The following is a 24,233-nucleotide window of genomic DNA, read 5'->3' as shown; positions in this document are numbered from 1 at the left end:
ACGACTCCTAAAAAATTATTTGGCAAACCCAAGTTGATATAACGACTCTACCGCATAATGTGACTCATTTACTAGCCTCAATGAGGAAAACTCCCTTCTTTCTAAGTAATTTTTACGCATTTCATCAAAACTACCGGCTTTCATTATGTTTTTTCTAAAAATAGCGTCATCTCGGCGCACATCATATACCAAATGAACCAAATTTTTAGCGAATGTTTGATCTGCACTTTGGTTAATATCGACGCGGCTAACCGCAGGCACAGGTAGGATATCACTGATACTCCGATCCGCTTGCTGGCCTAAAAACTTAGCGTAGGCCTGATAAATCATTTCCGTACCACGCGCTTTGCCTTCAAGGCTATAGCCCGCAATATGCGGTGTAGCAATAGCCACGTGCGGGATAAGCTCAAGCAGTGGTGTTGGTTCATTTTCCCATACATCCAATACCAAGGTAATCCCATGTCCTGCTTGTTTTAATGCCAATAGCGCCTGATTATCAATCACATCACCACGACCGCTATTAACCAAAATCGCATCTTGCGCAATATTTTCCAGTAATTTAGCGGTTAATAAATGCTTGGTTTGATAACTGCCCGTTTTAACTAATGGCACGTGTAAACAAATGATATCCGCTTGCAATGCTTGTTCTAAGCTAACAAATCCCGTTAAGTCTTCTTTTGTTACGCGAGGTGGATCGCATAACATCACTTGTGCACCTAAAGCCGTTAGTCTACTGACCGTTTGCGAACCGGTATTACCAACACCAATAACCGCAATAGATTTATCTGCTAAGGCGAAACTTTGCTGCTCAGCTAATACTAATAATGCGCTGCAAACATAGTCGCCAACGGATACTGCATTACACCCTGGCGCATTGGTATATTCAATATTTCGTTGCTGTAAGCAAACTTGGTCTAAATGGTCGATACCAATCGTGGCGGTCCCCACGAACGCTAATTTATTGGCTTGAGCAAGTAATTCGTCGTTCACTTGCGTGACAGAACGTACCATTAAGGCATCTACATCGTGTAAATCCTCTGCTTGAATTGTACGGCCAGATAAAGGCACTACTTCACCAAACTGAGAGAACAACTCGGTTGCATAAGGCATATTTTCATCAACTAGGATCTTCATTTAAGTATTCTCTTAATAATACGATTAGCGTTATTTTACGCGTTGTAACAGTAAAGAACCATTTTGCGCGTTGTGAAGATTAAAAAAAAGCCCATTTATCAATAATCTGATAAATGGGCTTACATTGTTTTAATCACGGTAGTATGTACCGTCACTGACACATTGTTATTTAAGCGCTTTAATGCACAATTATTTAGTAAATTTACTAAATACTAGCGTCGCATTCGTACCGCCGAAACCAAAGCTGTTCGACATTACGTTCGTTAGTTCGGCATCAATTGCCTGACCTGAAACGATGTCTAGACCTTCTGCTTTTTCATCAAGGTCTTCAATGTTGGCACTTGCTGCGATAAAGCTATTTTCCATCATGATCAATGAATAAATAGCCTCATGTACGCCTGCCGCACCTAATGCATGGCCAGTCAATGATTTTGTGGCACTGATTTTTGGTGACTTATGACCAAATACCGCTTGAATCGCTTCAAGTTCTTTTGTATCACCTACAGGTGTCGATGTACCGTGTGTATTGAGGTAATCAATTTCACCGTCTACTGTTTCTAATGCTTGTTTCATACAACGAATAGCACCTTCACCCGATGGCGCGACCATGTCGTAGCCATCTGATGTTGCACCGTAACCGGTGATTTCAGCATAGATAGTTGCGCCTCGAGCAAGTGCATGCTCAAGTTCTTCGACGACAACCATACCGCCGCCACCAGAGATCACAAAACCATCGCGGTTTTTGTCATAGGTACGTGATGCTTGTTGTGGTGTGTCGTTATACTTGGTTGATAACGCGCCCATTGCATCGAACTCTAATGCTAATGTCCAATCAATCTCTTCACCGCCACCAGCAAATACCACGTCTTGTTTACCCAATTGGATTTGCTCTACGGCATGGCCAATACAATGCGCACTTGTCGCACATGCAGACGTAATTGAATAGCTTGGGCCTTTAATTTTGAATGGTGTAGCAAGACAAGCAGAAATTGTGCTCGACATAGTACGAGTCACCATATATGGACCCACACGCTTCACGCTTTTATTACGAGCGATATCAACAGAATCAACAACATTCTTTGATGATGCACCACCTGAACCTGCAATAAGGCCAGTACGTACGTTAGATACTTGCTCTGCTGTTAAACCTGAATCATCAATCGCTTCTTGCATAGCAATATAACTAAAAGCGGCTGCATCACCCATGAAACGCATTGCTTTACGATCAATGATTTCCTTAGGATCAAGATTAACAGAACCGCAGACGTGGCTACGTAAGTTTTGTTCAGCGAATTGTGGTGAAAACTCGATACCACTGTTGCCAGCTTTCAGTGACTCACATACTTCTGCTTTGTTGTTACCGATACTTGATACAATACCGATACCTGTTATAACCGCTCTTTTCATGATATTCCCTAATATAAAATTATTACGTTATTCTTACTTATTTTTTAACGTCATCTGGTCTGCTTTCCCTATAATCGGATAAGATTATGACCGTTTTATTAATTTTTCGCTTAAGGACTCATTATTTTTCATCCAAAAACAGAACCTTCCCTTAACAGAAGTCCAACTAGACTCATTGCCCTATCTAACGTCATTATAGCAAAGTGGTCGTTAACCAGTATCCCATTGCTATCAATGATTGTCACCGCCTAAAGATTTGTGTGATCAAATCATCTGCAATTGTTGTAATTTTTGCTGTTAAAACAACCATGATAGCTTTTTGAATGGTGCTAACAACAAGCAAAGTTGGCAATTTAAGTCAATGTAAACAATCATTAATAATCACACTTTATTAATGATTTTTGTGAACACCATAACATCGATTTAACAGATAGTGTCTAGGGAGTCGGATATGATCAGGCAAGGATTTACTCATTTACCGAGCGTGAGTGTTAAACACTTTCGCCCACTACTATTGTGGATTACGCTACTGTTTAGTTTTCCGATCAGCGCCGAAATCAATCTTATTTTTGGTCTATATACATCCGATAAACCAACCACTATGGTCACTAAATTTCGTCCGTTTATTAATACGCTCGAAGCGCAGTTGACACATAAGTTACAACAGCCCGTTCATATTCGAATGCATATATCGAGTAATTATAATGATGGAGTCGAGGCCCTTACCAGTGGCAAAGTTGATTTTTCTCGTCTCGGCCCGGCCTCATATATCACCGCTAAAAATACCAACGCCAACTTACAACTGCTTGCTATCGAAGCTAAAAAAGGTAAAAAACGCTTTGATGGTGTGATTGCGGTCCAAACGGATAGCTCGATAACAAAGCCTGAACAATTAGCTGGTAAGCGATTCGCATTTGGCTCTGAACAATCCACTATTGGCCGCTACTTGTCACAAACTTACCTTGCAGACCATCATATATTCGCCACAGATTTAGCCAAGTTTGACTATTTAGGCAGACACGATGCAGTCGGCGCAGCTGTCGCGGCGGGACGCTATGATGCTGGCGCATTAAAAGAAAGTACGTTTAATAAATTACGTACTAAAGGCGTGTTACTACGTGAAATAGCACGTTTTCCCAATGTGACTAAACCTTGGGTGGCAAAAGCGGGATTAAACGATGAAATTTTTCAAGCTTTATCAGCATTGTTAATCGCAAGTAATGAGTCCAATGCACTATACAAAAATTCACTGAGTAAAAATGGCTTTCTAGCAGGTGATGATAGTGACTATGATATAATACGTAAATCAATGAAAGATAATCGATTTTTTTCAGCCAATGCGATTAAATGACCAAGTTAGATAAATATTTCCCACTCTGGTCCAAGATCCTATTTGCCACCTTGTGTATTACCATCGTCACAAGTTTGGCTGCAGGAGAATTGGCTCGGCGCTTTGAATATAATTACCTAACTAATAATCTAACCTCACAAATACAACAAACATTTAATCTCTTATCTGCAACAACTATTGATAGTCTGATCACAGAAGATATCCCGTTACTTGAAACCATCATGTTACAAATATCATCGAATTATCCCGATATCGAGTTTTTCGCAATTTATAATGAGCTGCAGACAGTGTTAGTCACTTGGGGGGCGCTACCCGCAGAAGATAGCCTGCAGCACCAAGTATTTCAACAACCTGTTATTTTTGGTGGTGAAACCTTTGGCTATATGAAAATAGCAGTCAGCACTGCGCGTTTACAAGATGATATAACTAAACACGTAAATTTAATTCGCCTACTCATTGCCTTAATATTATTATGTTTAGCGCTCGCGATCTCGTTATTTCTGCACTCCTCAGTACTAAAACCAATAACAAATATCAACAAGCGACTATTACACTTATCACAACTCCATCATACCGATGAACAAATCATATTAGTATCAACCAACGAATTAGACCGTTTAAATGAATCTGTCGACCTTATTCAAGCGTTTACCCATAAGCAAAAACAACGTGAGCAACAATTACACGCAGCAAAAGAACAGGCCATTAATGCGAATACCACAAAATCGACTTTTCTCGCGACCATGAGCCATGAAATAAGAAATCCAATGCATGCTATTTTGGGGGCATTGTCGCTAATCGACAAAAGTGAAATGAATACAGAGCAGCAGCACTTTATCGATACGAGCCTAAAGTCAGCGCATATATTACTTGGTTTATTAAACAACATCCTCGATATGTCTAAAATCGAAGCTGGAAAATTACAGCTCGAACATCGCCCTTTTAATATTCAAGAGATCTTGCAAGGTGTCACGAGTGTCCTTGAACCACTCGCGCAGCAAAAACAGATCATCTTAAATCATGCCAGCAATATAGAATCGCCTTTATGGTTGCTCGGTGATGATAATCGCTTAACACAAATACTCATCAATTTGGCCAATAATGCCATTAAATTCACCCTGCAAGGTCAAGTCAATGTGATGATGAACGTGGTAAAAGAGTCAAACTATACACAAGTCTGTTTCACCATCAAAGATAGCGGGATTGGTATCTCGGAACATAAGCTAAGCCACATTTTTGATGACTTCGTTCAATCTGATAGCTCCTTTTCACGAGAATACGGCGGTTCTGGCTTAGGTCTTGCTATCTCAAAACAACTAATTACCTTAATGAAAGGAACCATCACCGTCACCAGCCAATTAAATAAGGGCAGTGAGTTCAGGGTTAAACTAAAACTAGAAAATACCATGGCACCAGTTGCTGAGAAACCGGTATCACAAACTCAAGTTGTCAGAGAAGGTCCCCCCCCCCGCCTGCTTCTCGTTGAAGACAATAAGGCCAATCAATTTATTACCAAAACTATTTTACAACGTGCGGGTTATACTGTGGATGTTGCAGGTAATGGGTTACTTGCGATTGCAGCCTGTGAGAATCAGCATTATCAATTAATATTAATGGATTTACAAATGCCTGAAATGGATGGTTTTGACGCGACAAAAGGCATACGTCAAATGTCTAATATTAATATAAACACACCGATTATCGCAATGACTGCCAACGCCACCACCGAAGACCGAGAAAATACCCTGGCTGTTGGTATGAATGACTTTTTAATGAAGCCTGCTAGTGAAGACCAATTAATGAAAAAAATCCATCATTGGTTACATTGAATATTAACGCAATCTAACCAATGACATTGATTAACTAAATTTTAACTAAATTGATGATTAAACTTGGCTACCGACGTCGCCGTATCTTGCCATAAACGGCTATTTTTAAGCTCCGCTAATGAAAAATTACTGGTATGCTTAAGGCCAAAATCATCCGTGGTTAATTTATTATCTAAACCATCGAGTAATGCTTCAACACCCTTGCGATCATTACATGCCAGCAATAAATTACAGCCAGCCCACATCGCCTGCTCCGCACGCGCTAAATAATTACCCGCAACACTGGCACCGTGCATCGATAAATCATCAGAAAAAATCGCACCTTTAAAGCCCAACTGTTGTCTTAGCACTGTTTGTAACCAATATTGAGAAAAACCAGCCGCCTTACTATCGACTTGCTGATAAATAACATGGGCAGGCATAATTGCATCAAGTTGCGCGTCGGCAATAAGGGATTTGAATGGCAATAAATCCGTTGCGGTTATGTCCGCTAGACTCCGTTCATCAACTGGCAATGCAATATGTGAATCGGCTAACACGCTGCCATGACCCGGAAAGTGCTTACCCGTGGTTTTCATACCGGCTTTATGCATACCAATACAAAGTTGTGTGGACAGGTCTGTTACCCAACTTGGGTCGGCATGAAATGAGCGGTCGCCGATAACGTGACTCCCACGCTCTAAATCAAGTACAGGGGCGAAGCTTAAATCAATATCAAACGCTAATAGCTCAGCGGCTAACATCCAACCACATTGCTGGGTAAACTGTTTGGCGGTCTCACGATCATGCGCATATAATTCCGCGATCTTACCCATTGCCGGGATCCGGGTAAACTGTTCACGAAAACGTTGCACGCGGCCACCTTCGTGATCAACCGAGATCACAATCGGTGCATTAGCGGCGTTACGAATTGATTTAATTAATGCGGTTAACTGAGCATGATCACCATAGTTCCGACTAAATAGGATCAATCCGCCCGTTAATGGGTGCGCTAAGATCTCTTTATCTTCAGGCGTTAATTCATAACCGTTAACATCTACTACTACTGGTCCCACTGCAATTCCTTACTCAATCGGTTAATTTTATCTGTTATGGCATATTCAGATTGTTGCCATAGTCTTAAGTAGGTGACATCTTTATCTTGTTGATACATGACAATACACCACAACAACGTCATCATTTCCACGACAACCGCCATCACATCTAATTGCTCTAAAGTCACTTTCGCGGCGGGATAATACTGATTGTAATACCTTAAAACAGCGCCTGTTGTACGTCTTGCCACTCGAATGTCTGAAACAAGGTGGCAATATCAAAATCACAATGACCCGCAGCGGCAAATTCCCAATCCAACAAATATAACTTAGTCTGCTCATTTTCAATAAAATTCAATGGATTCATATCATGATGACAAAAACCCCATCGATTAGCAGGTAAATGTTGCTCGATTAAATTAATCACAAGTGTCAGCTGCTGTGCGAGTTGTACCGTTTTAAATTCAGCATTAAGTGTCTGATCATAATGCTGGAGGCGTTCGACCATATCAAGGTGATGGTTAGGCGTAGGTTGTTGATGAAGCATGGCGACTAATTGGGCTAATTTTTCAATGTTTTCATCGCGTATTTGCGCAGTATTATCCCAATGCTTACCCGTGATCCAATCACAAATCATCCCCTGTTTATGCTGGACAATAACGTTCGGCGCTAAACCAATATTTGCAGCTTGAATTTGCGCGGCGTATTCAAGCTCAACAGCATTATCCATACCAAGATAAGTCGCAGCAAACTGGCGGACAAAGTAGCTGTGGTTCCGCCCATGTTGTTGAAACTGCAATCGATAATTATGATTGCTTAAACCACCGAGTACCGGCGTTAAAGAAAATGATTCAGGGCTAAATTGCACGACAAATTCAGGTGCTTTGTTCATCATATATGTAAGGTCATAATGAGATCACCCGGCTAACTTGTGCTTCAACCGTATTAAAACGATTATTAATCAATTTAATCATTAACGTATGCTTATTGCTGGTATTTTCAACTTTAAAAATATTAATCACTAATGAATAACTACTCTCTGTTCTTTCTGTACTTCCTGTAAAATCAGTATTGTGGCTACGCTGGCGTTGTTGCGCAGTGACAATCTGAATATCAAACCAGTTTAGTTGCGCGAGTGTTTCAGCACTGGCACCTTGTAGTTCTTGATGAGTAATTGGGAGCGTAACCGCACTATTAGGATAGGTAATATAAAGGCGTTGACCATGCTCAAAAGTGCCTTGCACAAAGAAAGGTTGCTGCAATAACACCCAGTTTAGCGCTCGCACTTGTGTGGTTAACGGGTGTTCTTGCATCGTCTCAAGCTGGATTGGCATCACTTGTTGAACAGGTGATGTACAAGCGGTAACGAATAATGCACTCAGCAGATACATTAATGTGAGAATCCATTTCATTTACACTGCCCCCAACGTTACTGATAGTGAATAAGATGACCGAAAAAAGTGTCATGAGATAAGCGGTCATCTTGATGCGGTGTGACGAACTGTCAATAAACCGACTTTATTTGCTCATTGTATTGCGTACTATTTTATAGTCACCATAGCACCGAGCTGTTCGCCACCAACCAGATGCATATGTAAATGGTAAACCTCTTGTCCACCATGCTTGTTGCAATTAACGATAAGACGGTAGCCATTTTCAGCGATACCTTCCTGCTCGGCAATTTTTCGTGCCACAGTAAACAAACGCCCAAGTACTAATTCGTCTGCTTCGCATACGTCATTCGTCGTCGGGATCAGCTTATTAGGGATAATTAATACATGTGTTGATGCTTTGGGATTAATATCACGAAATGCAGTCACTAACTCATCTTGGTAGAGAATATCGGCTGGGATCTCTTTATCAATGATCTTGCGAAAAATCGTTTCTTCTGCCATTTTTTAACTCCATTTCAAAATTAAGTAACTCAATAATAAGTGAAAACAAATACAAATACACCTGTTATCCGCAATCGTTCATTATCTATGCCTGATTCAGTGATAAGCACAACAAAAAAGCCCGCTAACAGCTACAATATGAGTGTAGTGGCTAACGGGCTTATTAATTAATTTTAACTGTAAATGGCGTCTCAGCTAAGGACGATTAAGCAGAAGCAATCGCGCCTTTACCAACACCTTCATAAGCAAACACAGTCAGTGAATCATTGCCGTCTTTTGCTAATGTATCGGCAATAAACTGGGCAATGTTCTCAACCGTCGTTTCAGTCGGCATAATTTCGACAATTGATTTGCTAAGCGCAAGTTGGAACTCACCTTGTGGTGCTTGATATTTAAAGCAGTAATGCTCAGGCGTTAATGCAGCCATACCGGCTCGTGAAAGTGATAATTCAGATGCTGAGACCATGTCGCAATGTTCAGCAAGGTAGATGTCTCTCCAACGCTCAGCCCAACTAAATTCGAGGGCAGTATCACGTTCATTATTACGCAAAATTTCAATCGTCGAGCGATGACCATGCGCAATACGCTGGCAATTACCTAAATGTTTACGTAAACCATGACTGTAACAATAATCTGCACCATCAATTTTTTCTTCACGTAATTTCACATCTAGCTGTTTAACGTTATTTGGTAGGCGTAACATTAACTGCTCAGTCAAATACGTTTCTAAACTAGCTAAAGTAATTTGCTCTGCGGGGATAAGTGCAAACGCTTGGTCAGGGCAAGCTAAGTGAATTGATTCACTGTGTTCACGCCAAGCATCAACATAGGTAAATGCACCGTCACTCATCACATCACAAAATTTAGCATGTGCTGGTACGATCAATTTATGATCAACGAGTTCATCAACCGTCGACTTAATTAACTTTTTAACAATACCAAAATCAAGGATCATGCTTTGTTCATTTAAGTCACCATGCAGAACAATATCCACTAACCAACTCTGGCCAATAATACCACGTGAATAATCCAATACTGACGAATCAATAACAGTAAGATCTTTGACGAATAATTTCATCTAAATTATGTCCTTTATGCTAACTAAAATGGGTAAAGCTGTTGGGTTGGTACTATTATATCAGTACTATTTTTGAGCGTCGTATTCATCTTTAAATGAAGCAATAAGCTCTTCACTATCAACAACAACTACTTCTTGGTCTGCTTTTGGAAATACTGAAATAACCACACCATCAGCAGCAAGACCTGGTAACCAGTTGTTACGCCAAGCACCCATTTCAATTTTAAGCGGTTGACACGCAGACCAATCACCTTGGATCCATTCACTAGCAAACTCAGCATGTGGCCAAACAGGGATACTTCGCTCACCGTCAGCTTCGCTAACAACAAAACCGTTTTCATCCGCTAATGTCCATACTTCTTCAGACTTAACCGCACGAAATATGAAATAGTTGAAACGCGCTTCAGGTGATTTTTCAACTGCTTCAGCAGTTTGCTTGTCATGAATTTTAAATGTCATATTCTTCTCTCAAGAAACCGCTGTTTGCAGTTTCAAATAATGTTTATAATAAAGCAGCAGCGGATTGTACGCTGCACAATAATAAATACCAATAATAAATACCAATAATAGTAAATAATAAAAGTTAAACCAACGTAATCTTATTTTGCCAATGCCAACTTGCGTAAATAACGCGGTATCATGGTTTCATTACCCTGCAATCCACCTTGGTGGATATAAAGAATAGGGCGTTTATCGGTGCTTTCAAGCCCTGCAGCTATATTGGTATTATCGGCAATAAACTCCCGCTGTAAGCATAACCAAGCGAGCGGATCGTAGAGTAAATCAAACTCGATATTAGTGGTTTTTTTTAACTCCGTCCAAATGTGATAAAAAGGCAGGTAAAGTTTACCAAAGTGATACTTTTTCTCTGTTGCGATAATCGTTGGATGTAAAGATTCATCCGCGCACAATTCCAAGAACTGCTGTTTTAAATAACCATCGCCACCAACACACGCACAGGCTTGCACTTCGAAGGGTAAATGTTGTTGTAAAAATAATGCGGTAGTGCCGGTGCCAGCAGGTAATACCACGCGAATATCCGAGTACGCTTTTGATTCCGCCCACGCCATAATTTCATCGGCAAGTATTTTCAATCCCGTTTCAGCATACTGACAACGTCCACCTTCAGGAATGAACACCGTGCTCAGACCTTGCGCAACTAACGCCGGTAATACTTGCTGCTGTATATGCTCAATGACAATGCATTCAGAATCAACAACGATAATATTAGCGCCCAACGCTAATGCTGCACGATAATTACCTTGGGGGTTATCAGTAAGATATTGCGGCAGGTGAGCAACATAATAATGCAGCTGACATTGCTTTAATTTAGCTAATACAGACAAGGAATACAGAGAGTTAGCTTGAGCAGAGCCATGACCGACAAGGATATCGACTGATGATAAATCTTGTTGTAAAAAGTGATAAAACTTTCGCGCTTTATTACCGGTAAAAGCCACGTCCAATAAATCATCGCGCTTAACGTAAACTTGATGGCCTAAAAATTCGATCTCATCAACAGGGGTATTACGGAGTTGCATAGAGCTTCCCAAGTTTTATTACGTAGCGTTAAGAGTCTAACTAAACTGATACAGGCAGCGCTGCAGATACAATAAATTGGCGGCCATTAACCGCCAGCAACTCGGTATCAACATCATAGACTTGTTTAATGGCATCAACCGTTAATACTTGTGCTGCATCACCTTGCCCAACCACACGTCCCGCCTTTAACAATAACACTTCAGAGGCATGATTAAGGGCAAGGTTAAGATCATGGATAGAGGCAATCACCGTAATACCAGACTCGGAAAGTTCAGTTAATATTTGCAGTACTTCAATTTGATGTTTTAAATCAAGTCCTGTTAGAGGTTCATCTAACAAGCACAACATTGATTGTGGATTTAGTCGCGGTGATACTTGCACTAAGGTACGGGCAATCAATACCCGCTGCCATTCACCACCGGATAATTGATCACAATTACGCTCAACTAACTTAGCGATATCCAAACGCGATAATAACTGATTAATCACCTGACAAGCTTGTTCATCTTCCAAGCTTATCCCCAATGGATGTAAGCCTAACGCAATGAATTGGTATACAGGGATCGCAAACGGTGGCGGTGATGCTTGTGGTAGCCAAGCACGCTGCAGCGCTAATTCGGCAATAGGGTAATCAGTGACGCTACGCTCCGCCAATCGATATTCGCCATCGCAAGCTTGCGTATGACCTGCAAGCAATGCTAATAACGTGCTTTTACCACTACCGTTAGGCCCCAATAAAAACAAACAACCACCGTCATCAATTGAGATATTGATATCAAACAAGCGTTGTTGATAGTTAACGTCGACAAGCGTTAATATTGCCGGTTTCTTCATCGTATTTTTTTATCCATACTAATATGCATTAAGCTACTTGCTTACGTAATAGCAAATAGATAAAAAAGGGGGCGCCGAGACTGGCAGTAATGGCCCCAACAGGTAACTCAGCAGTAGCAAATGCACTGCGGGCAATCAGGTCTGCCAGTAATAAAAAACTCGCCCCAAGTAATGCAGAAGCAGGCACCAGAAAACGTAATTGACTAGTCACTAATATGCGGAGAATATGCGGAATAACTAAACCGATAAAACTAATTACCCCCGCCATTGAAACAGATATTCCTGTTAATACCGCAACGCATAAAATAAGCTGAATACGTAATTTAGGCACATCAATACCCGACTGGAAAGCGCCCTGTTCACCAAACTGTAAAAGATTAAGTGCATCAATACGGCCCATTATCCATATAAAACTCAAACTTAAGGGGATCACCGCAATATAAATCAGATCTGCGCCATAAGCTAAATTCCCCATCATCCAGTACAGCATTTGGCGCATGCTACTGTCATCAGAAAAATACAACAGCCAGGTCATAATGGCACCAGAAAAGATGCCAATCGCCACGCCAAGTAATAATATTTTTGTCGTCGGCAAGTTATTTTTGGTCACTTGATACAGTAAATACGTGACTAAACTGGCCCCAATAAAAGCCGATAATGGCAAAATATAATGCTGTAGACCGGCCCACTGTGGGAACAAGGTATCAAGAAAAACAATCGATAACACCGCAAACAAACTGGCAAACGATGAGATGCCGATCACACCAGGCTCGGCGAGTGAATTAGCCAGCAAGACTTGTAAAATACAACCCGCAACAGCTAACGCAGCACCGACCAAAATAGCGGTAATAATACGTGGCAGACGTAATTCAAATAATACTTGTTGTTGCAAAGGCGATAAACCATTAACAAGATCATCGACACCAATACTAAAGTTACCCGACGCGAGTGAAATAAAAGTAACAGCAACAAGGAAAATGGATAACAAGATAAGGGTAGTTCGACTTTTTTTCGTACTAGCACGCTGTAATTTAAGTAGGTCGATCATAATTTAAGTGGGGGATCTAAAAGAAACAAACAAGGCACTTCAAATAATGTCAGCATAACGCTTAAGCACATTTCAAATACCTTGTCAGCAGGCTGTAATTAAATAGATTGGCTTACAGCATCAATTAACGCATGGGTATAGCCCATTTCAGCCATCAGTTGCGTAATTATATTACGTTTGCGTCCCGTATTGGTATTAGTAATAACCCAATATGGCGTATGCTCAATATGACGCGGCTTCGTGGTATTACCAGCACTTAACAATTCACTTTCAGATTTTGCAAAGTAAATACGTTTACGGCCTTTAATATCAGTCGCACTATCAAACTCTTTCGGGTTTTCAGCATAAAGCACAGATAAAATCTGAATAAACTTAGTCACCGAAACCGTCGTTTCTTTAAATTTCTTATTTTTAATAAGCTTAGCGATACTGGTTGGCAATGTAGAATGGCTAACTACCTCTACTTCTGTATCGACCACAATAGGTGCAGATACAGGTGTAGGTTCTACTATTACCGGTGATTTAGTTACCGTTTGCTTAGTCTCACTGTTGGTGTCCACTACATGCTGCTGCAATGCTTCAACATTCGTCAAATCTGCAGAAACATCTGTTGATACATCAAGTAAGCGACGTAAAATATCTGATGCACTTTCGCCAATATCTTTCGTTTGACTAGCAATATAACGATATAGGTCGTCTTCAAGCTCAATCGTTTTCATATTTAACTAGTAAATCCTTGCTTATAAATTTGGTTTAATTATACCTTGAGAATAGATTTCTCTCTATGGTTAAAAGAAAAATATTACCTCTGTGATGCATTTATCGACAATTCATACACGACATTAAGCTAATTATTGCGGTAGAATCAGCCACAATAACGGAGAGATATATGTTACTTAATCACAAAATATACGGTCAGGGTGTTCCTGTTATCGTTATCCATGGTTTATTTGGCAGTGCCACTAACTTAGGCATGTTAATTAAACAACTAAAAACTGACTATCAAGTCATCGCAGTTGATGTCAGAAACCATGGCTTATCTATGCGCCATGATAGTATGCATTATGATGATATGGCAAATGATATTATTCAGTTGATGGATCATTTAACAATTGAACAAGCGCACATTGTCGGCCATTCAATGGGCGGTAAAATTGCGATGCGTACAGCACTAAACTTCCCGACTCGCGTGACGAGTTTGGCGGTAGCTGATATTGCACCAGTGAATTACCCACCTCGACATAACAATGTCTTTGCCGGTTTAAAAAATATACAGTTAGCAGACATCAGCAGCCGCAGTGAAGCGCAAGCAAAACTGGCTGAGCATGTTGAAGAAGCTGGTGTGCAACAATTCCTGCTCAAAGGCTTATATAAAAATAGCCAAGGCCAGTTTGATTTTTACTATGCGTTAGACACAATTATTGCCCAATACGACGCTATTTCGGATTGGCCAGAAGTGAATAAACAGTATGATAAACCCGTGTTATTTATCAAGGGGATGAATTCAGATTATATTACTAATGCGCATAAATCGGCGATCGCCAAATACTTCCCACAGGCAAAAGCAAAATTAGTACAAGGTACAGGACACTGGTTACATGCCGAAAAACCGATGATATTTAATAAAATAATAGTCGATTTTTTATTTAGTCATTAGTCACATTGTGATATATTTGCCCATTCGTACTTTAGGTGAAAATTGATATGTTGTATGAATACATTGACTTAATTGAAGCTGTAGGCATTAAGCTATTCTTTGTCGTGCTGTTTTTCTTGATCGGTATGGCAATTCACGACGTACTAAAAAAAGGTAACGTACCTCGATTCGGACGTATATCGGTTTGGTTTGTACTCTGTTTTGGTATGGCTGGCTTTGTGTTTAAAGAAATATTGATCACTGTCTGGGAAACCCAGATTTAATTACTAATACTATTAACTGCAATGGCGAAAAAACGTGGCAAAGGAAAATTTAGATAGAACCACGATTGACCTTTTTGCTGAAGAGAAGCGTGCAGGTAGACCTAAAACCAACCCACTCTCACGCAAAGAGCAGTTGAAACATAATAAACGTAATCAATTGAACCGAGATAAGGCTAATGGATTAAAACGTATTGAATTAAAAGTCGAACAAGACTTATTTGATATGTTAAATATGAAAGCAAAAAGTGCTAATATGACACGCAGTGAATATATACAACAATTATTGCACACTCATGTAGCAAGATAAGTTTAAATTAAAACTATTAGGATAATTTAAGAATGGCTAGCGTAGGCTTATTTTTTGGTAGTGACACTGGTAACACTGAAGTAGTTGCTAAGATGATCCAGAAACAACTGGGTAAACAGCTTGTTGATGTTAAAGATATTGCAAAATCAACAACTGCAGATATTAACGAATTCAGCCTATTAATATTAGGTATTCCGACTTGGTATTATGGCGAATCCCAATGTGATTGGGATGATTTCATGCCGTCACTAGAAGAAATTGATTTTTCTGACAAACTAGTTGCAATCTTTGGTTGCGGTGACCAAGAAGATTACGCTGAGTACTTCCTCGACGCAATGGGCACACTACGTGACGTTGTTGAAGCAAAAGGTGGGACAATAATCGGTGAATGGTCAACTGAAGGTTATGATTTCGAAGCGTCGAAAGCGCTCACTGATGACAATCACTTTGTTGGTTTAGGTATCGACGAAGACCGCCAACCAGAATTAACAGCAGAACGTGTTAAAGCTTGGGTAAACCAGATCCACAGCGAAATGTGCCTTGCTGAACTAGAAGATTAATCTTTGAGTATATTAAGATAAAGGTAAAACGACGTACTAACACGTTATTTACCTTATCTTCTCTCCTTATATTTACCTCTTATACTTACAGCATCACGCTAGCATCTCATTACGAAACTGCAGTTTCAGGTATGCAATACTTCTCTTTTTTACGAATATAGAGCGTACGCATAATTTTTTCGACTTCGTGCCATTGATGTTTTTAATTAACATCTCAAACTGTGGCCATATTTTGTTGCATTTAACCCTCACTAAACGCCACCTGGTCATACCAGTATTAACAAATTGCAGGTTAATACTTAAATATCTGTAATTATATCCCGCTTTAACAAATATGAGGTTTATTGTTTTTGCGTCTCGTCATATAATGGTTAAGAATATAAAGAAAAAATACTTTTCTCTATTTTAAAATGAGAACGTTATGACTGATAGAAAAAATGCATTAAAAAAAGCAGGGTTAAAAATAACACTGCCACGAATTAAAATTTTAGAATTATTACAACTCCCTAGCAGTCAGCATACTAGTGCCGAAGACTTATACAAACAATTGCTTAGCAAAGGCGAAGAAATTGGTCTAGCGACAGTATATCGAGTACTTAACCAGTTTGATGATGCCGGAATTGTGACACGCCATTATTTTGAAGGCGGTAAATCTGTTTTTGAATTGGCAACTCAAGAACACCACGACCATCTTGTATGTCTTGATTGTGGCCACGTAATTGAATTTCATGATGACTTGATCGAAGATCGTCAACGTGACATTGCGGCCGACAATGGAATGTCATTGCAAGCCCACAGTTTATACCTGTATGGCCGTTCATTAGATGGCAAGTGTAACCACAAATAGGCGCACTCTAAACACCAGATAAATAAAAAGGAGCCTATAGCTCCTTTTTTTATACGTCTTTTTTACGTTGCTATAGCACCAAGAAAAACCCCAAGAAAAAAAATATTATGTCTGAGGTTATATTGCCTAGCTTATAAACATGCTTAACCGCGTAAAGATACGGTACGGTTAAACACCAGTTTATCCGCTGTTGAATCTTTACTGTCGGCACAGAAGTAACCTTCACGTTCAAACTGGTATGCGCTTTCAGCTTTCGCTGTAACAAGACCTGGTTCAACTTTAGCTTTTTTGATCACAACTAATGATTGTTCATTCAATGCTTCTTCTAATGTTTCAACACTGGTAGGATCTTCTATTTTAAATAGGCGATCATAAACACGTATTTCCGCATCAACAGCGTCAGCAGCAGATACCCAATGAATAACGCCTTTCGCTTTACGTCCATCACTTGGGTTCTTACCCAGTGTTTCATCATCGTAAGTACAGTGAATTTCAATGATATTACCCGCGTCATCTTTAACAACGTCATCGGCTCTAACAATGTATGCATTACGTAAGCGAACTTCTTTGCCTAATACTAAACGTTTATATTTCTTGTTCGCTTCTTCACGGAAATCCGCACGATCAATAAATAATTCACGGCTAAATGGCAGCGTACGGGTACCCATATCTAGTTTAGGGTGTGCTGGTGCAATTAATTGCTCAGTTTGATCGTCTGGATAATTAGTAATAACTAATTTAACTGGATCAAGAACCGCCATTGCACGTGGTGCTGAATTTTCAAGATCTTCACGGATACAGGCTTCTAACATACCCATTTCGATGGTATTGATTTGCTTCGTTACACCGATACGTTTACAAAATTCACGAATTGACGCAGCGGTATAACCACGACGACGTAAACCAGCAATTGTTGGCATACGTGGATCATCCCAACCAGTTACATGATTTTCTGTCACTAGTGCGTTAAGCTTACGCTTAGACATCATCGTATATTCAATATTTAAACGTGAGAATTCATACTGACGCGGACGACAATCAATTGAGATATTGTCTAATACCCAATCGTAAACACGACGATTATCTTGGAATTCTAATGTACAGATAGAATGTGAAATACCTTCTATCGCATCAGAAATACAATGGGTGAAATCGTACATTGGGTAAATGCACCATTTATCGCCAGTCTGGTGATGATGAGCACGTTTAATACGGTAGATAATTGGATCACGCATACACATGAATGATGAAGTCATGTCAATTTTTGCACGTAAACAACATTCACCATCAGCAAAACCAGCATCACGCATTTTATTGAATAGCGCTAAATTCTCTTCCACGCTCGTGTCACGGTATGGGCTGTTTTTACCTGGCTTATTCAAGGTTCCACGATATTCACGAGTTTCTTCGGCATTTAAGAAACAAACGTACGCTTTACCCGCTTGAATAAGTTCAACTGCATACTCGAATAACTTATCGAAGTAATTTGATGAATAGCGAACTTCGCCATCCCAGTTAAACCCTAACCACTTTACGTCTTCTTGAATGGCATGAACGTAATCAATGTCTTCTTTCTCTGGATTAGTATCATCAAAACGTAGATTACACTGTCCCTGGTAATCGTCAGCAATACCAAAGTTCAAACAAATAGACTTGGCATGACCAATATGCAAAAAGCCATTCGGCTCTGGCGGAAAACGCGTATGCACATTAGTATGTTTGCCGGAATTTAAATCTTCATCAATAATCTGACGAATAAAGTTCGTTGGGCGTACTTCGGCCTGACTCATTCCTTACCTCAAACAGTAAATTTTTAATAAAATAGTGAGTAATAATCTAACAAAATGGCCCCAGACACAACAACTAAATGCTAATGCGGGCCAGTTAACCTTGTTCCAGCGCCATTAACCTTCACCTAAGCCTAATCACCATCACAACGCTGTTTAAAACATCATCAACAGTTGATTTATTACCTAGACTCAAGCCAACTTGATAATAACGGGGAACATAATGCTAAAATTGTTTAGATCATCAGGGTTTACGCTCATTGAATTGCTAATCACACTCGCCATCATGAGTATTTTAGTGGGTATAGCGGCACCAAATTACCACCACAACATATTAACCACATATCGCGATCAAGCTAAAATGAAGTTGGCAACCATCAGCTTATTACAAACGGATCATTTTAGTCGGCAGCAACAATACGTTGAGTTGAGTAATTTAGCGATTGAGCTCAGTAGCAGTAAATACCAGTACACGATTGTCATCGCAACAAACAATCAGTACCGAGTAACCGCAACAGCGATAAATGATCAACGTCATGATAGTGAGTGTCGAGAATTGAGTTTAGATCATAATTTAACGCGGTTACCTGCAATCTGCTGGTAACCAAAAAGAAGCGTTGTAACTTAAAAATGATGTTGTGAAGAGAAGCCTTAATGTCGGCCAAATACTTAATGTTCGTTGTCTGACTTACTTTTTATCTCACCGTTAGCGACACTCATTGTTGTGGTGTTATTGATCAAATTAATCAATAACATCGAACGTTCTAGTCCATCTTTACACTGATAAATAGCCTCAATTCCTTTAAAGGCACCATCTTGAATGATCACTGTTTCACCTTCGCTAAATACCGTCACTTCGTTTGCCGATTTATCTCGGTATCGTTGTTTTGCTCTTAACTCCGTCACCAATGCCGCTGGCACTTTCGTGTAATTTTCCCCACATTTAACAAAATCAATGACGCCACGGGTAGAACGAATACTATTAAAATTTGCCGTGTTCTTATCTATTGCAACAAATAAATAATTGGGAAAAATAGCAATGTCTTTGAAAATCAACTTGTTGCGCAGTTTCTTCTCAACGGTCATCGTAGGGTAAAAACTGTCAATCCCTTGATTTTTTAGGTTTGTTAATGCCCTAGGTTCTTCTTTTCCTTTACAGTAAAGTAAGTACCAGTCTTTCTTATCATCCGCCATTTTGACTTGATTATCCTAATCATGATCTCACTTTTAATTTTACGTCAACTTCAATGAAATTAAAGTCAAAATGAAAATTACTTTTAAATGTATATATATCAACCACAAATATTCATAAAAACAACACTTACTTAACACTTTCGTTTCAACAACAGAACAACAGCTCAAATTAGGGTGATACAGCTCTTAAAATTGATATCCACGCTTGTCAGTCTCTACCAAAAGGGATATAAAAGAATGAATCAACTGATAATAGATCAATTATCAGCATAAAATTGTAAATATAAAAAAATACAAAAATACAAAAATACAACACAGGCGATATTATGAATCCTAATAATTCAGATACATTTATGGGTCATCCAAAAGGATTATTCCTTTTATTTAGTACAGAAATGATGGAACGCTTTAGCTATTATGGCATGCGTGCAATTCTGGTTCTTTTTCTAGTCTCAGTAACCCAAGACCAACAAGCGGCTGCATTATTAACCGATCCTAACTACCAAGCAGGTATTCCAGGTTTAGGCTGGACTCAAGCAGATGCGCTTTCTCTTTATGGTACATATACCGGCTTAGTTTATATCACCCCACTTATTGGTGGCTGGTTAGCTGATAACTTCCTAGGACAACGCAAAAGTGTGCTCTTTGGTGGTATCTTGATGGCAATTGGTCAATTCCTTTTGTTTGCACCACTAGAAGTATTAGCACTCAGCACGACAGCAAGTCTTTACTTGGGTCTTGCTTTCCTGATCGCTGGTAACGGTTTGTTCAAGCCAAACATCTCAACCATGGTTGGTGATCTATATGAAGAGGGTGATCACCGTCGTGATGGCGCGTTCACTATCTTCTATATGGGTATTAACATTGGTGCTTTCCTATCCGGTATTCTGGTCGGCGCAGTTGTAGTGTACACCGGCGATTACAAATATGGTTTCTTAATGTCTGGTATCGCTATGGTACTGAGCGTGGTATTGCAGAAACTATTTGCTAACAAATACCTAGGTAACATTGGTATTGAAGCTGCAGCTAAAAAAGCACTTGCTGAAAATAAAGGCAAAAAACAAACACTGACAGCGATTGAAGTTGACCGCATTAAAGTTATCTTAGTTTTAGGTCTATTTGTTATCATCTTCTGGGCTGGCTTCGAACAAGCCGGTGGTCTAATGAACCTTTACGCAAATGATTATACCGACCGTATGATTGGTAGTTTTGAAGTACCAGTTGCTTGGTTCCAATCACTCAATCCATTCTTCATTATTACCTGTGCACCTATCGTAAGCATGATTTGGATTAAAATGGGTCCTAAAGAGCCGACATCACCAGTTAAATTTGCAATGGCACTATTGATGTTAGCCATAGGTTTTGTGTTCATGATCTTTGCAACACTCGAGCAAGGTGGTGACTTAACCGTTAAAACAAGCATGTACTGGTTAGTCGGTGCGTACTTCTTCCATACCATGGGTGAATTATGTCTTTCTCCAATCGGTCTATCTATGATAACTAAGTTAGCACCACTACGCTTAGCATCACTGATGATGGGTGCATGGTTTGGCTTTCAAGCAATTGCGAGTAAAGTGGCAGGTATGATTGGTGCACAAATTGGGGCGGTAGGTCCGATGGCTATCTTTGGTGGCATTGCCATCGCCGCGGTGATTTCATCACTGATCCTATTTTTCTCAGCACATAAACTAATTTACTGGATGCACGGTGCAGAAGGTCAAGTAATTAGCAAAGAAGATACAACGAATCAAAAACCAGCTACAGCAACAGCTTAATACTGAATCATTGATTTAAAAAAATGTAAAAACAGCCTCTTCGTGAGGCTGTTTTTTTATCTGCGATTTTCATGATAAACTAGATGACATCGTTAGCCGTGAGTCAAAAACTTTATGAAACAATTTAATGAATTTCTTCCCCTGATCGTCTTTTTCATTATTTATAAAATGTACGATATTTATTCCGCAACAGCAGCGTTAATAGCAGTAACAGCATGTACATTAATCTTTAGCTGGTTTAAATACCGTAAAGTTGAAAAAATGCAATTAATCACCTTTGCAATGGTCTCTGTATTTGGTGGCATTACCTTATTCACTCAAGACTCAAGCTTCATAAAATGGAAAGTAACGGTTATTTACTGTCTATTTTCAATTGTTTTATTGGTTAGTCAGTATGGCTTCAAACACAATCTACTTAAAAAGATGTTAGGTAAAGAAATGGTTTTACCTGAGTTTGTATGGTCACGTGTCAACACAGCGTGGGCAATATTTTTCTCAGCCCTTGCAGGTTTAAATCATTACATTGCGTTTAACATGTCAGAAGAGCTATGGGTAGATTTTAAAGTGTTCGGTGTACTCGGTATCATGTTAGTCTTCACGATATTAACTGTTGTTTATCTCTATCGCTACATGCCAAAAGAAAACAGTGATAATAAATAAGATTCCGTAATCACTGACTATACCCTATTTGAGTACTGCATTTAATTGCACTATGATTACACTATGATTAGTTCATTGAATGTAGTACTTCACCTAAACTCCCCCTTCAGGTAACACCTAATACTTTCTTAATACTCAAAATTTGAGCATTCATGAAATTCCTCACTCAAAGATGTGATAGCGCCCACAACGAGGCTATTGTTGATAACAAAAAGACGCATTATTACTACAGTTTGATTCTGAAAGAATAACTCATTGTTATCACTATAAAGGAATTAAAATGCTAAAAAAAATGAATCGCTTAGCCCTGTATATTGCTGTTACCGCACCGTTACTTTTATTATCACAGGCGAATGCAGAACAAGCCGCCATATCAGAACTGACATCAATAAACCTTGATCCTATTGCGACAACCGAAACCACAGCATTTGATCTCAGCCACTCCTCGACATCAGCAGATGCGCTATTAATGCCATTAAATATTAATACAGCCACTAAATTAGAGCTTACCGCCTTACCAGGTATTGGTGCATATAAAGCAGCCCAAATAATACAATGGCGTGATCACCATGGTGAATTCGTAACAACAACAGATTTAGTTAACGTAAAGGGGATAGGAAAAGGGACTATCACCAAGTTGGCAGGGAGAATTACTGTGACTGACTTATAGTCGTCGCTATAAAATTGGCTCCGAGCGATGCGTAACGATAAAAAAAGCCTGAAGCAAAGGCATTCAGGCTTAATTAATTTATTAACGTTAGACGCTTAGTTTGATACGTTAAAATTCAACATACGTTCTAATGGAATAAGTGCTTTAAGACGAATTTCTTCATCAACAAAAATTTCATGACCTTCATCATTAACCAATGAATCTTCAATCGTTTGCAGGCCATTCATGCCCATCCAAGGACACATAGCGCAACTGCGACAACTTGCGCCATTACCACCGGTTGGAGCCGGAATCATTTCTTTTTCAGGACACGCTTGTTGCATCTTAAAGAAGATACCTTTATCCGTAGCAACAATCAGTTTTTGTTGTGGTAGTTCTTTTGCCGCTTTAATCAATTGGCTCGTTGAACCAACCGCATCGGCAAGATCGATTACATCGGCAGGTGATTCAGGATGAACCAAAACCGCAGCGTCAGGATTTTCTTCTTTCAAGCGTTTTAATGCTGATGCTTTAAATTCATCATGGACGATACAAGCACCCTGCCAGCGAACCATTTTCGCGCCAGTTTGTTTTTCAATCCAAGCACCTAAATGGCGATCAGGACCCCAAATTAATTTTTGACCGTCACTATCCAGGTGCTCGACCACATCCAATGCAATACTTGATGTTACAATCCAGTCAGCGCGCGCTTTAACGGCGGCCGATGTATTTGCATATACCACAACGGTATGATCAGGATGCGCATCACAGAATGCTGAGAATTCTTCAACAGGACAACCAAGGTCTAATGAACACGTCGCATCTAATGCTGGCATGATAATGCGTTTATTTGGCGCTAAGATTTTTGCCGTTTCACCCATGAAACGAACACCGGCAATGATTAGCGTTTTAGCGGGATGATTATTGCCAAAGCGAGCCATTTCCAAAGAATCTGCAACACAACCGCCGGTCTCTTCAGCAAGTGCTTGAATTTCAGGATCTGTATAATAGTGTGCAATTAATACTGCATCTTTTTCTTTTAAAAGCTGTTTAATTCGGGCTTTATATTCCAGTTTTTGTTGTGCCGATAACGGAACTGGTTTTTTTGGGAATGGGTATTCCATTTCTACTACATTGGGGATCATAGCTAATTACTCAGTGCTCAAAAAATATATCTTCGCGTATTATACATGGCATTGTCATGAAAACGTAATTTAGCGTGATTTTTTTTCGACGCAAACAAAAAAGCCTCGCTATTAGCGAGGCTTTTTTGTTTATTATTACAATAGTTTTATCTATCGTTTTAACTGGTTGCGGGAGCAGGATTTGAACCTACGACCTTCGGGTTATGAGCCCGACGAGCTACCAGACTGCTCCATCCC

General features: G+C 39.7%; 27 protein-coding genes. 11 read left to right on the top strand and 16 right to left on the bottom strand.

The window, feature by feature from the left end:
• Positions 1-15: 15 nt before the first annotated feature.
• Both HRT96_RS08060 and fabB read right to left on the bottom strand, forming a co-directional pair.
• A complete protein-coding gene (locus tag HRT96_RS08060) occupies positions 16-1,134 on the bottom strand; it encodes a 4-phosphoerythronate dehydrogenase (RefSeq protein ID WP_293154721.1) in 1,119 nt (372 codons plus the stop codon).
• A 189-nt stretch (positions 1,135-1,323) separates the two neighbouring features.
• Complete coding sequence (fabB, locus tag HRT96_RS08055) at positions 1,324-2,541, bottom strand: beta-ketoacyl-ACP synthase I (RefSeq protein WP_293149049.1); 1,218 nt, start codon at positions 2,539-2,541, stop codon at positions 1,324-1,326.
• Positions 2,542-2,992: 451 nt separating this feature from the next.
• Here fabB and HRT96_RS08050 point away from each other — a divergent pair, with 451 nt between their 5' ends.
• Both HRT96_RS08050 and HRT96_RS08045 read left to right on the top strand, forming a co-directional pair.
• The gene (locus HRT96_RS08050) at positions 2,993-3,892 is read left to right on the top strand and encodes a PhnD/SsuA/transferrin family substrate-binding protein (protein ID WP_293154718.1); all 900 of its coding nucleotides are present in this window, start codon (positions 2,993-2,995) and stop codon (positions 3,890-3,892) included.
• On the top strand, positions 3,889-5,721 hold the full coding sequence (locus HRT96_RS08045; protein WP_293154715.1) for a response regulator: 1,833 nt from the start codon (positions 3,889-3,891) through the stop codon (positions 5,719-5,721). The genes HRT96_RS08050 and HRT96_RS08045 overlap by 4 nt, the downstream gene beginning before the upstream one ends.
• 41 nt (positions 5,722-5,762) lie before the next feature.
• Here the strand turns inward: HRT96_RS08045 and nagZ are convergent, their stop codons facing one another.
• From nagZ to seqA, 11 genes are all read right to left on the bottom strand, one after another.
• A complete protein-coding gene (nagZ, locus tag HRT96_RS08040; protein WP_293154712.1) occupies positions 5,763-6,776 on the bottom strand; it encodes a beta-N-acetylhexosaminidase in 1,014 nt (337 codons plus the stop codon).
• On the bottom strand, positions 6,764-7,006 hold the full coding sequence (locus tag HRT96_RS08035) for a hypothetical protein (RefSeq protein ID WP_293154709.1): 243 nt from the start codon (positions 7,004-7,006) through the stop codon (positions 6,764-6,766). The genes nagZ and HRT96_RS08035 overlap by 13 nt, the downstream gene beginning before the upstream one ends.
• On the bottom strand, positions 6,976-7,650 hold the full coding sequence (locus tag HRT96_RS08030; protein WP_293154706.1) for a phosphotransferase: 675 nt from the start codon (positions 7,648-7,650) through the stop codon (positions 6,976-6,978). The genes HRT96_RS08035 and HRT96_RS08030 overlap by 31 nt, the downstream gene beginning before the upstream one ends.
• Before the next feature lie 10 nt (positions 7,651-7,660).
• Positions 7,661-8,167: a penicillin-binding protein activator LpoB gene (locus HRT96_RS08025; protein WP_293154702.1), complete on the bottom strand. Its 507-nt coding sequence runs from the start codon at positions 8,165-8,167 to the stop codon at positions 7,661-7,663.
• A 129-nt stretch (positions 8,168-8,296) separates the two neighbouring features.
• On the bottom strand, positions 8,297-8,650 hold the full coding sequence (locus HRT96_RS08020) for an HIT domain-containing protein (RefSeq protein ID WP_112711776.1): 354 nt from the start codon (positions 8,648-8,650) through the stop codon (positions 8,297-8,299).
• Positions 8,651-8,855: 205 nt separating this feature from the next.
• The gene (locus HRT96_RS08015) at positions 8,856-9,728 is read right to left on the bottom strand and encodes a 6-carboxytetrahydropterin synthase (RefSeq protein ID WP_293154699.1); all 873 of its coding nucleotides are present in this window, start codon (positions 9,726-9,728) and stop codon (positions 8,856-8,858) included.
• A 66-nt stretch (positions 9,729-9,794) separates the two neighbouring features.
• Positions 9,795-10,187, bottom strand: a complete 393-nt coding sequence (locus tag HRT96_RS08010) for a DUF2750 domain-containing protein (protein WP_112711772.1) — start codon at positions 10,185-10,187, stop codon at positions 9,795-9,797.
• Positions 10,188-10,327: 140 nt separating this feature from the next.
• Positions 10,328-11,269, bottom strand: a complete 942-nt coding sequence (locus tag HRT96_RS08005) for a 1-aminocyclopropane-1-carboxylate deaminase/D-cysteine desulfhydrase (protein ID WP_293154696.1) — start codon at positions 11,267-11,269, stop codon at positions 10,328-10,330.
• A 40-nt stretch (positions 11,270-11,309) separates the two neighbouring features.
• The gene (locus HRT96_RS08000; protein ID WP_293154694.1) at positions 11,310-12,104 is read right to left on the bottom strand and encodes an ABC transporter ATP-binding protein; all 795 of its coding nucleotides are present in this window, start codon (positions 12,102-12,104) and stop codon (positions 11,310-11,312) included.
• 28 nt (positions 12,105-12,132) lie between these two features.
• Complete coding sequence (gene btuC, locus HRT96_RS07995; protein WP_293154692.1) at positions 12,133-13,152, bottom strand: vitamin B12 ABC transporter permease BtuC; 1,020 nt, start codon at positions 13,150-13,152, stop codon at positions 12,133-12,135.
• A gap of 98 nt (positions 13,153-13,250) precedes the next feature.
• The gene (seqA, locus tag HRT96_RS07990) at positions 13,251-13,871 is read right to left on the bottom strand and encodes a replication initiation negative regulator SeqA (RefSeq protein WP_006032869.1); all 621 of its coding nucleotides are present in this window, start codon (positions 13,869-13,871) and stop codon (positions 13,251-13,253) included.
• 170 nt (positions 13,872-14,041) lie between these two features.
• On the opposite strand from seqA, the gene HRT96_RS07985 reads away from it, so the two are divergent.
• From HRT96_RS07985 to fur, 5 genes are all read left to right on the top strand, one after another.
• The gene (locus HRT96_RS07985; RefSeq protein ID WP_293154690.1) at positions 14,042-14,809 is read left to right on the top strand and encodes an alpha/beta fold hydrolase; all 768 of its coding nucleotides are present in this window, start codon (positions 14,042-14,044) and stop codon (positions 14,807-14,809) included.
• Positions 14,810-14,856: 47 nt separating this feature from the next.
• On the top strand, positions 14,857-15,072 hold the full coding sequence (locus tag HRT96_RS07980; RefSeq protein ID WP_293137069.1) for a DUF2788 domain-containing protein: 216 nt from the start codon (positions 14,857-14,859) through the stop codon (positions 15,070-15,072).
• 34 nt (positions 15,073-15,106) lie between these two features.
• Positions 15,107-15,379 carry a LexA regulated protein gene (gene ybfE, locus HRT96_RS07975; RefSeq protein WP_293154688.1) on the top strand — a complete coding sequence of 91 codons (273 nt, stop codon included), beginning with the start codon at positions 15,107-15,109 and terminating at the stop codon, positions 15,377-15,379.
• A gap of 32 nt (positions 15,380-15,411) precedes the next feature.
• A complete protein-coding gene (gene fldA / locus HRT96_RS07970; RefSeq protein WP_293137065.1) occupies positions 15,412-15,939 on the top strand; it encodes a flavodoxin FldA in 528 nt (175 codons plus the stop codon).
• Positions 15,940-16,360: 421 nt separating this feature from the next.
• A complete protein-coding gene (fur, locus tag HRT96_RS07965; RefSeq protein WP_293154686.1) occupies positions 16,361-16,786 on the top strand; it encodes a ferric iron uptake transcriptional regulator in 426 nt (141 codons plus the stop codon).
• A gap of 143 nt (positions 16,787-16,929) precedes the next feature.
• Here fur and glnS read toward each other — a convergent pair whose 3' ends face one another.
• Positions 16,930-18,576: a glutamine--tRNA ligase gene (gene glnS / locus HRT96_RS07960; RefSeq protein WP_293154684.1), complete on the bottom strand. Its 1,647-nt coding sequence runs from the start codon at positions 18,574-18,576 to the stop codon at positions 16,930-16,932.
• A gap of 220 nt (positions 18,577-18,796) precedes the next feature.
• Here glnS and HRT96_RS07955 point away from each other — a divergent pair, with 220 nt between their 5' ends.
• Positions 18,797-19,177 carry a type IV pilin protein gene (locus HRT96_RS07955; RefSeq protein ID WP_293154682.1) on the top strand — a complete coding sequence of 127 codons (381 nt, stop codon included), beginning with the start codon at positions 18,797-18,799 and terminating at the stop codon, positions 19,175-19,177.
• A gap of 65 nt (positions 19,178-19,242) precedes the next feature.
• Here HRT96_RS07955 and rfaH read toward each other — a convergent pair whose 3' ends face one another.
• Positions 19,243-19,767 carry a transcription/translation regulatory transformer protein RfaH gene (gene rfaH, locus HRT96_RS07950; RefSeq protein ID WP_293154680.1) on the bottom strand — a complete coding sequence of 175 codons (525 nt, stop codon included), beginning with the start codon at positions 19,765-19,767 and terminating at the stop codon, positions 19,243-19,245.
• Positions 19,768-20,093: 326 nt separating this feature from the next.
• On the opposite strand from rfaH, the gene HRT96_RS07945 reads away from it, so the two are divergent.
• From HRT96_RS07945 to HRT96_RS07935, 3 genes are all read left to right on the top strand, one after another.
• A complete protein-coding gene (locus HRT96_RS07945; protein WP_293154678.1) occupies positions 20,094-21,542 on the top strand; it encodes a peptide MFS transporter in 1,449 nt (482 codons plus the stop codon).
• A gap of 114 nt (positions 21,543-21,656) precedes the next feature.
• On the top strand, positions 21,657-22,202 hold the full coding sequence (locus HRT96_RS07940; RefSeq protein WP_293137251.1) for a septation protein A: 546 nt from the start codon (positions 21,657-21,659) through the stop codon (positions 22,200-22,202).
• Between the two features lie 280 nt (positions 22,203-22,482).
• On the top strand, positions 22,483-22,872 hold the full coding sequence (locus tag HRT96_RS07935; RefSeq protein WP_293154676.1) for a helix-hairpin-helix domain-containing protein: 390 nt from the start codon (positions 22,483-22,485) through the stop codon (positions 22,870-22,872).
• A gap of 95 nt (positions 22,873-22,967) precedes the next feature.
• Here the strand turns inward: HRT96_RS07935 and nadA are convergent, their stop codons facing one another.
• The gene (gene nadA / locus HRT96_RS07930; RefSeq protein WP_293155055.1) at positions 22,968-23,975 is read right to left on the bottom strand and encodes a quinolinate synthase NadA; all 1,008 of its coding nucleotides are present in this window, start codon (positions 23,973-23,975) and stop codon (positions 22,968-22,970) included.
• Positions 23,976-24,233 lie beyond the last annotated feature (258 nt).

It is taken from the genome of Moritella sp. (assembly GCF_013215705.1).
Taxonomy (GTDB): Bacteria; Pseudomonadota; Gammaproteobacteria; order Enterobacterales; family Moritellaceae; genus Moritella.
This window is presented reverse-complemented; position numbering and strand designations above follow the sequence as displayed.

Bases quoted from the DNA above. Each gene is read 5' to 3' on its own strand.
- HRT96_RS08060 (WP_293154721.1), bottom strand. From the start codon at position 1,134: ATGAAGATCCTAGTTGATGAAAATATGCCTTATGCAACCGAGTTGTTC.
- fabB (WP_293149049.1), bottom strand. From the start codon at position 2,541: ATGAAAAGAGCGGTTATAACAGGTATCGGTATTGTATCAAGTATCGGT.
- HRT96_RS08050 (WP_293154718.1), top strand. From the start codon at position 2,993: ATGATCAGGCAAGGATTTACTCATTTACCGAGCGTGAGTGTTAAACAC.
- HRT96_RS08045 (WP_293154715.1), top strand. From the start codon at position 3,889: ATGACCAAGTTAGATAAATATTTCCCACTCTGGTCCAAGATCCTATTT.
- HRT96_RS08030 (WP_293154706.1), bottom strand. From the start codon at position 7,650: ATGATGAACAAAGCACCTGAATTTGTCGTGCAATTTAGCCCTGAATCA.
- HRT96_RS08025 (WP_293154702.1), bottom strand. From the start codon at position 8,167: ATGAAATGGATTCTCACATTAATGTATCTGCTGAGTGCATTATTCGTT.
- HRT96_RS08020 (WP_112711776.1), bottom strand. From the start codon at position 8,650: ATGGCAGAAGAAACGATTTTTCGCAAGATCATTGATAAAGAGATCCCA.
- HRT96_RS08015 (WP_293154699.1), bottom strand. From the start codon at position 9,728: ATGAAATTATTCGTCAAAGATCTTACTGTTATTGATTCGTCAGTATTG.
- HRT96_RS08010 (WP_112711772.1), bottom strand. From the start codon at position 10,187: ATGACATTTAAAATTCATGACAAGCAAACTGCTGAAGCAGTTGAAAAA.
- HRT96_RS08005 (WP_293154696.1), bottom strand. From the start codon at position 11,269: ATGCAACTCCGTAATACCCCTGTTGATGAGATCGAATTTTTAGGCCAT.
- HRT96_RS08000 (WP_293154694.1), bottom strand. From the start codon at position 12,104: ATGAAGAAACCGGCAATATTAACGCTTGTCGACGTTAACTATCAACAA.
- btuC (WP_293154692.1), bottom strand. From the start codon at position 13,152: ATGATCGACCTACTTAAATTACAGCGTGCTAGTACGAAAAAAAGTCGA.
- seqA (WP_006032869.1), bottom strand. From the start codon at position 13,871: ATGAAAACGATTGAGCTTGAAGACGACCTATATCGTTATATTGCTAGT.
- HRT96_RS07985 (WP_293154690.1), top strand. From the start codon at position 14,042: ATGTTACTTAATCACAAAATATACGGTCAGGGTGTTCCTGTTATCGTT.
- HRT96_RS07980 (WP_293137069.1), top strand. From the start codon at position 14,857: ATGTTGTATGAATACATTGACTTAATTGAAGCTGTAGGCATTAAGCTA.
- fldA (WP_293137065.1), top strand. From the start codon at position 15,412: ATGGCTAGCGTAGGCTTATTTTTTGGTAGTGACACTGGTAACACTGAA.
- fur (WP_293154686.1), top strand. From the start codon at position 16,361: ATGACTGATAGAAAAAATGCATTAAAAAAAGCAGGGTTAAAAATAACA.
- glnS (WP_293154684.1), bottom strand. From the start codon at position 18,576: ATGAGTCAGGCCGAAGTACGCCCAACGAACTTTATTCGTCAGATTATT.
- HRT96_RS07955 (WP_293154682.1), top strand. From the start codon at position 18,797: ATGCTAAAATTGTTTAGATCATCAGGGTTTACGCTCATTGAATTGCTA.
- rfaH (WP_293154680.1), bottom strand. From the start codon at position 19,767: ATGGCGGATGATAAGAAAGACTGGTACTTACTTTACTGTAAAGGAAAA.
- HRT96_RS07945 (WP_293154678.1), top strand. From the start codon at position 20,094: ATGAATCCTAATAATTCAGATACATTTATGGGTCATCCAAAAGGATTA.
- HRT96_RS07940 (WP_293137251.1), top strand. From the start codon at position 21,657: ATGAAACAATTTAATGAATTTCTTCCCCTGATCGTCTTTTTCATTATT.
- HRT96_RS07935 (WP_293154676.1), top strand. From the start codon at position 22,483: ATGCTAAAAAAAATGAATCGCTTAGCCCTGTATATTGCTGTTACCGCA.
- nadA (WP_293155055.1), bottom strand. From the start codon at position 23,975: ATGGAATACCCATTCCCAAAAAAACCAGTTCCGTTATCGGCACAACAA.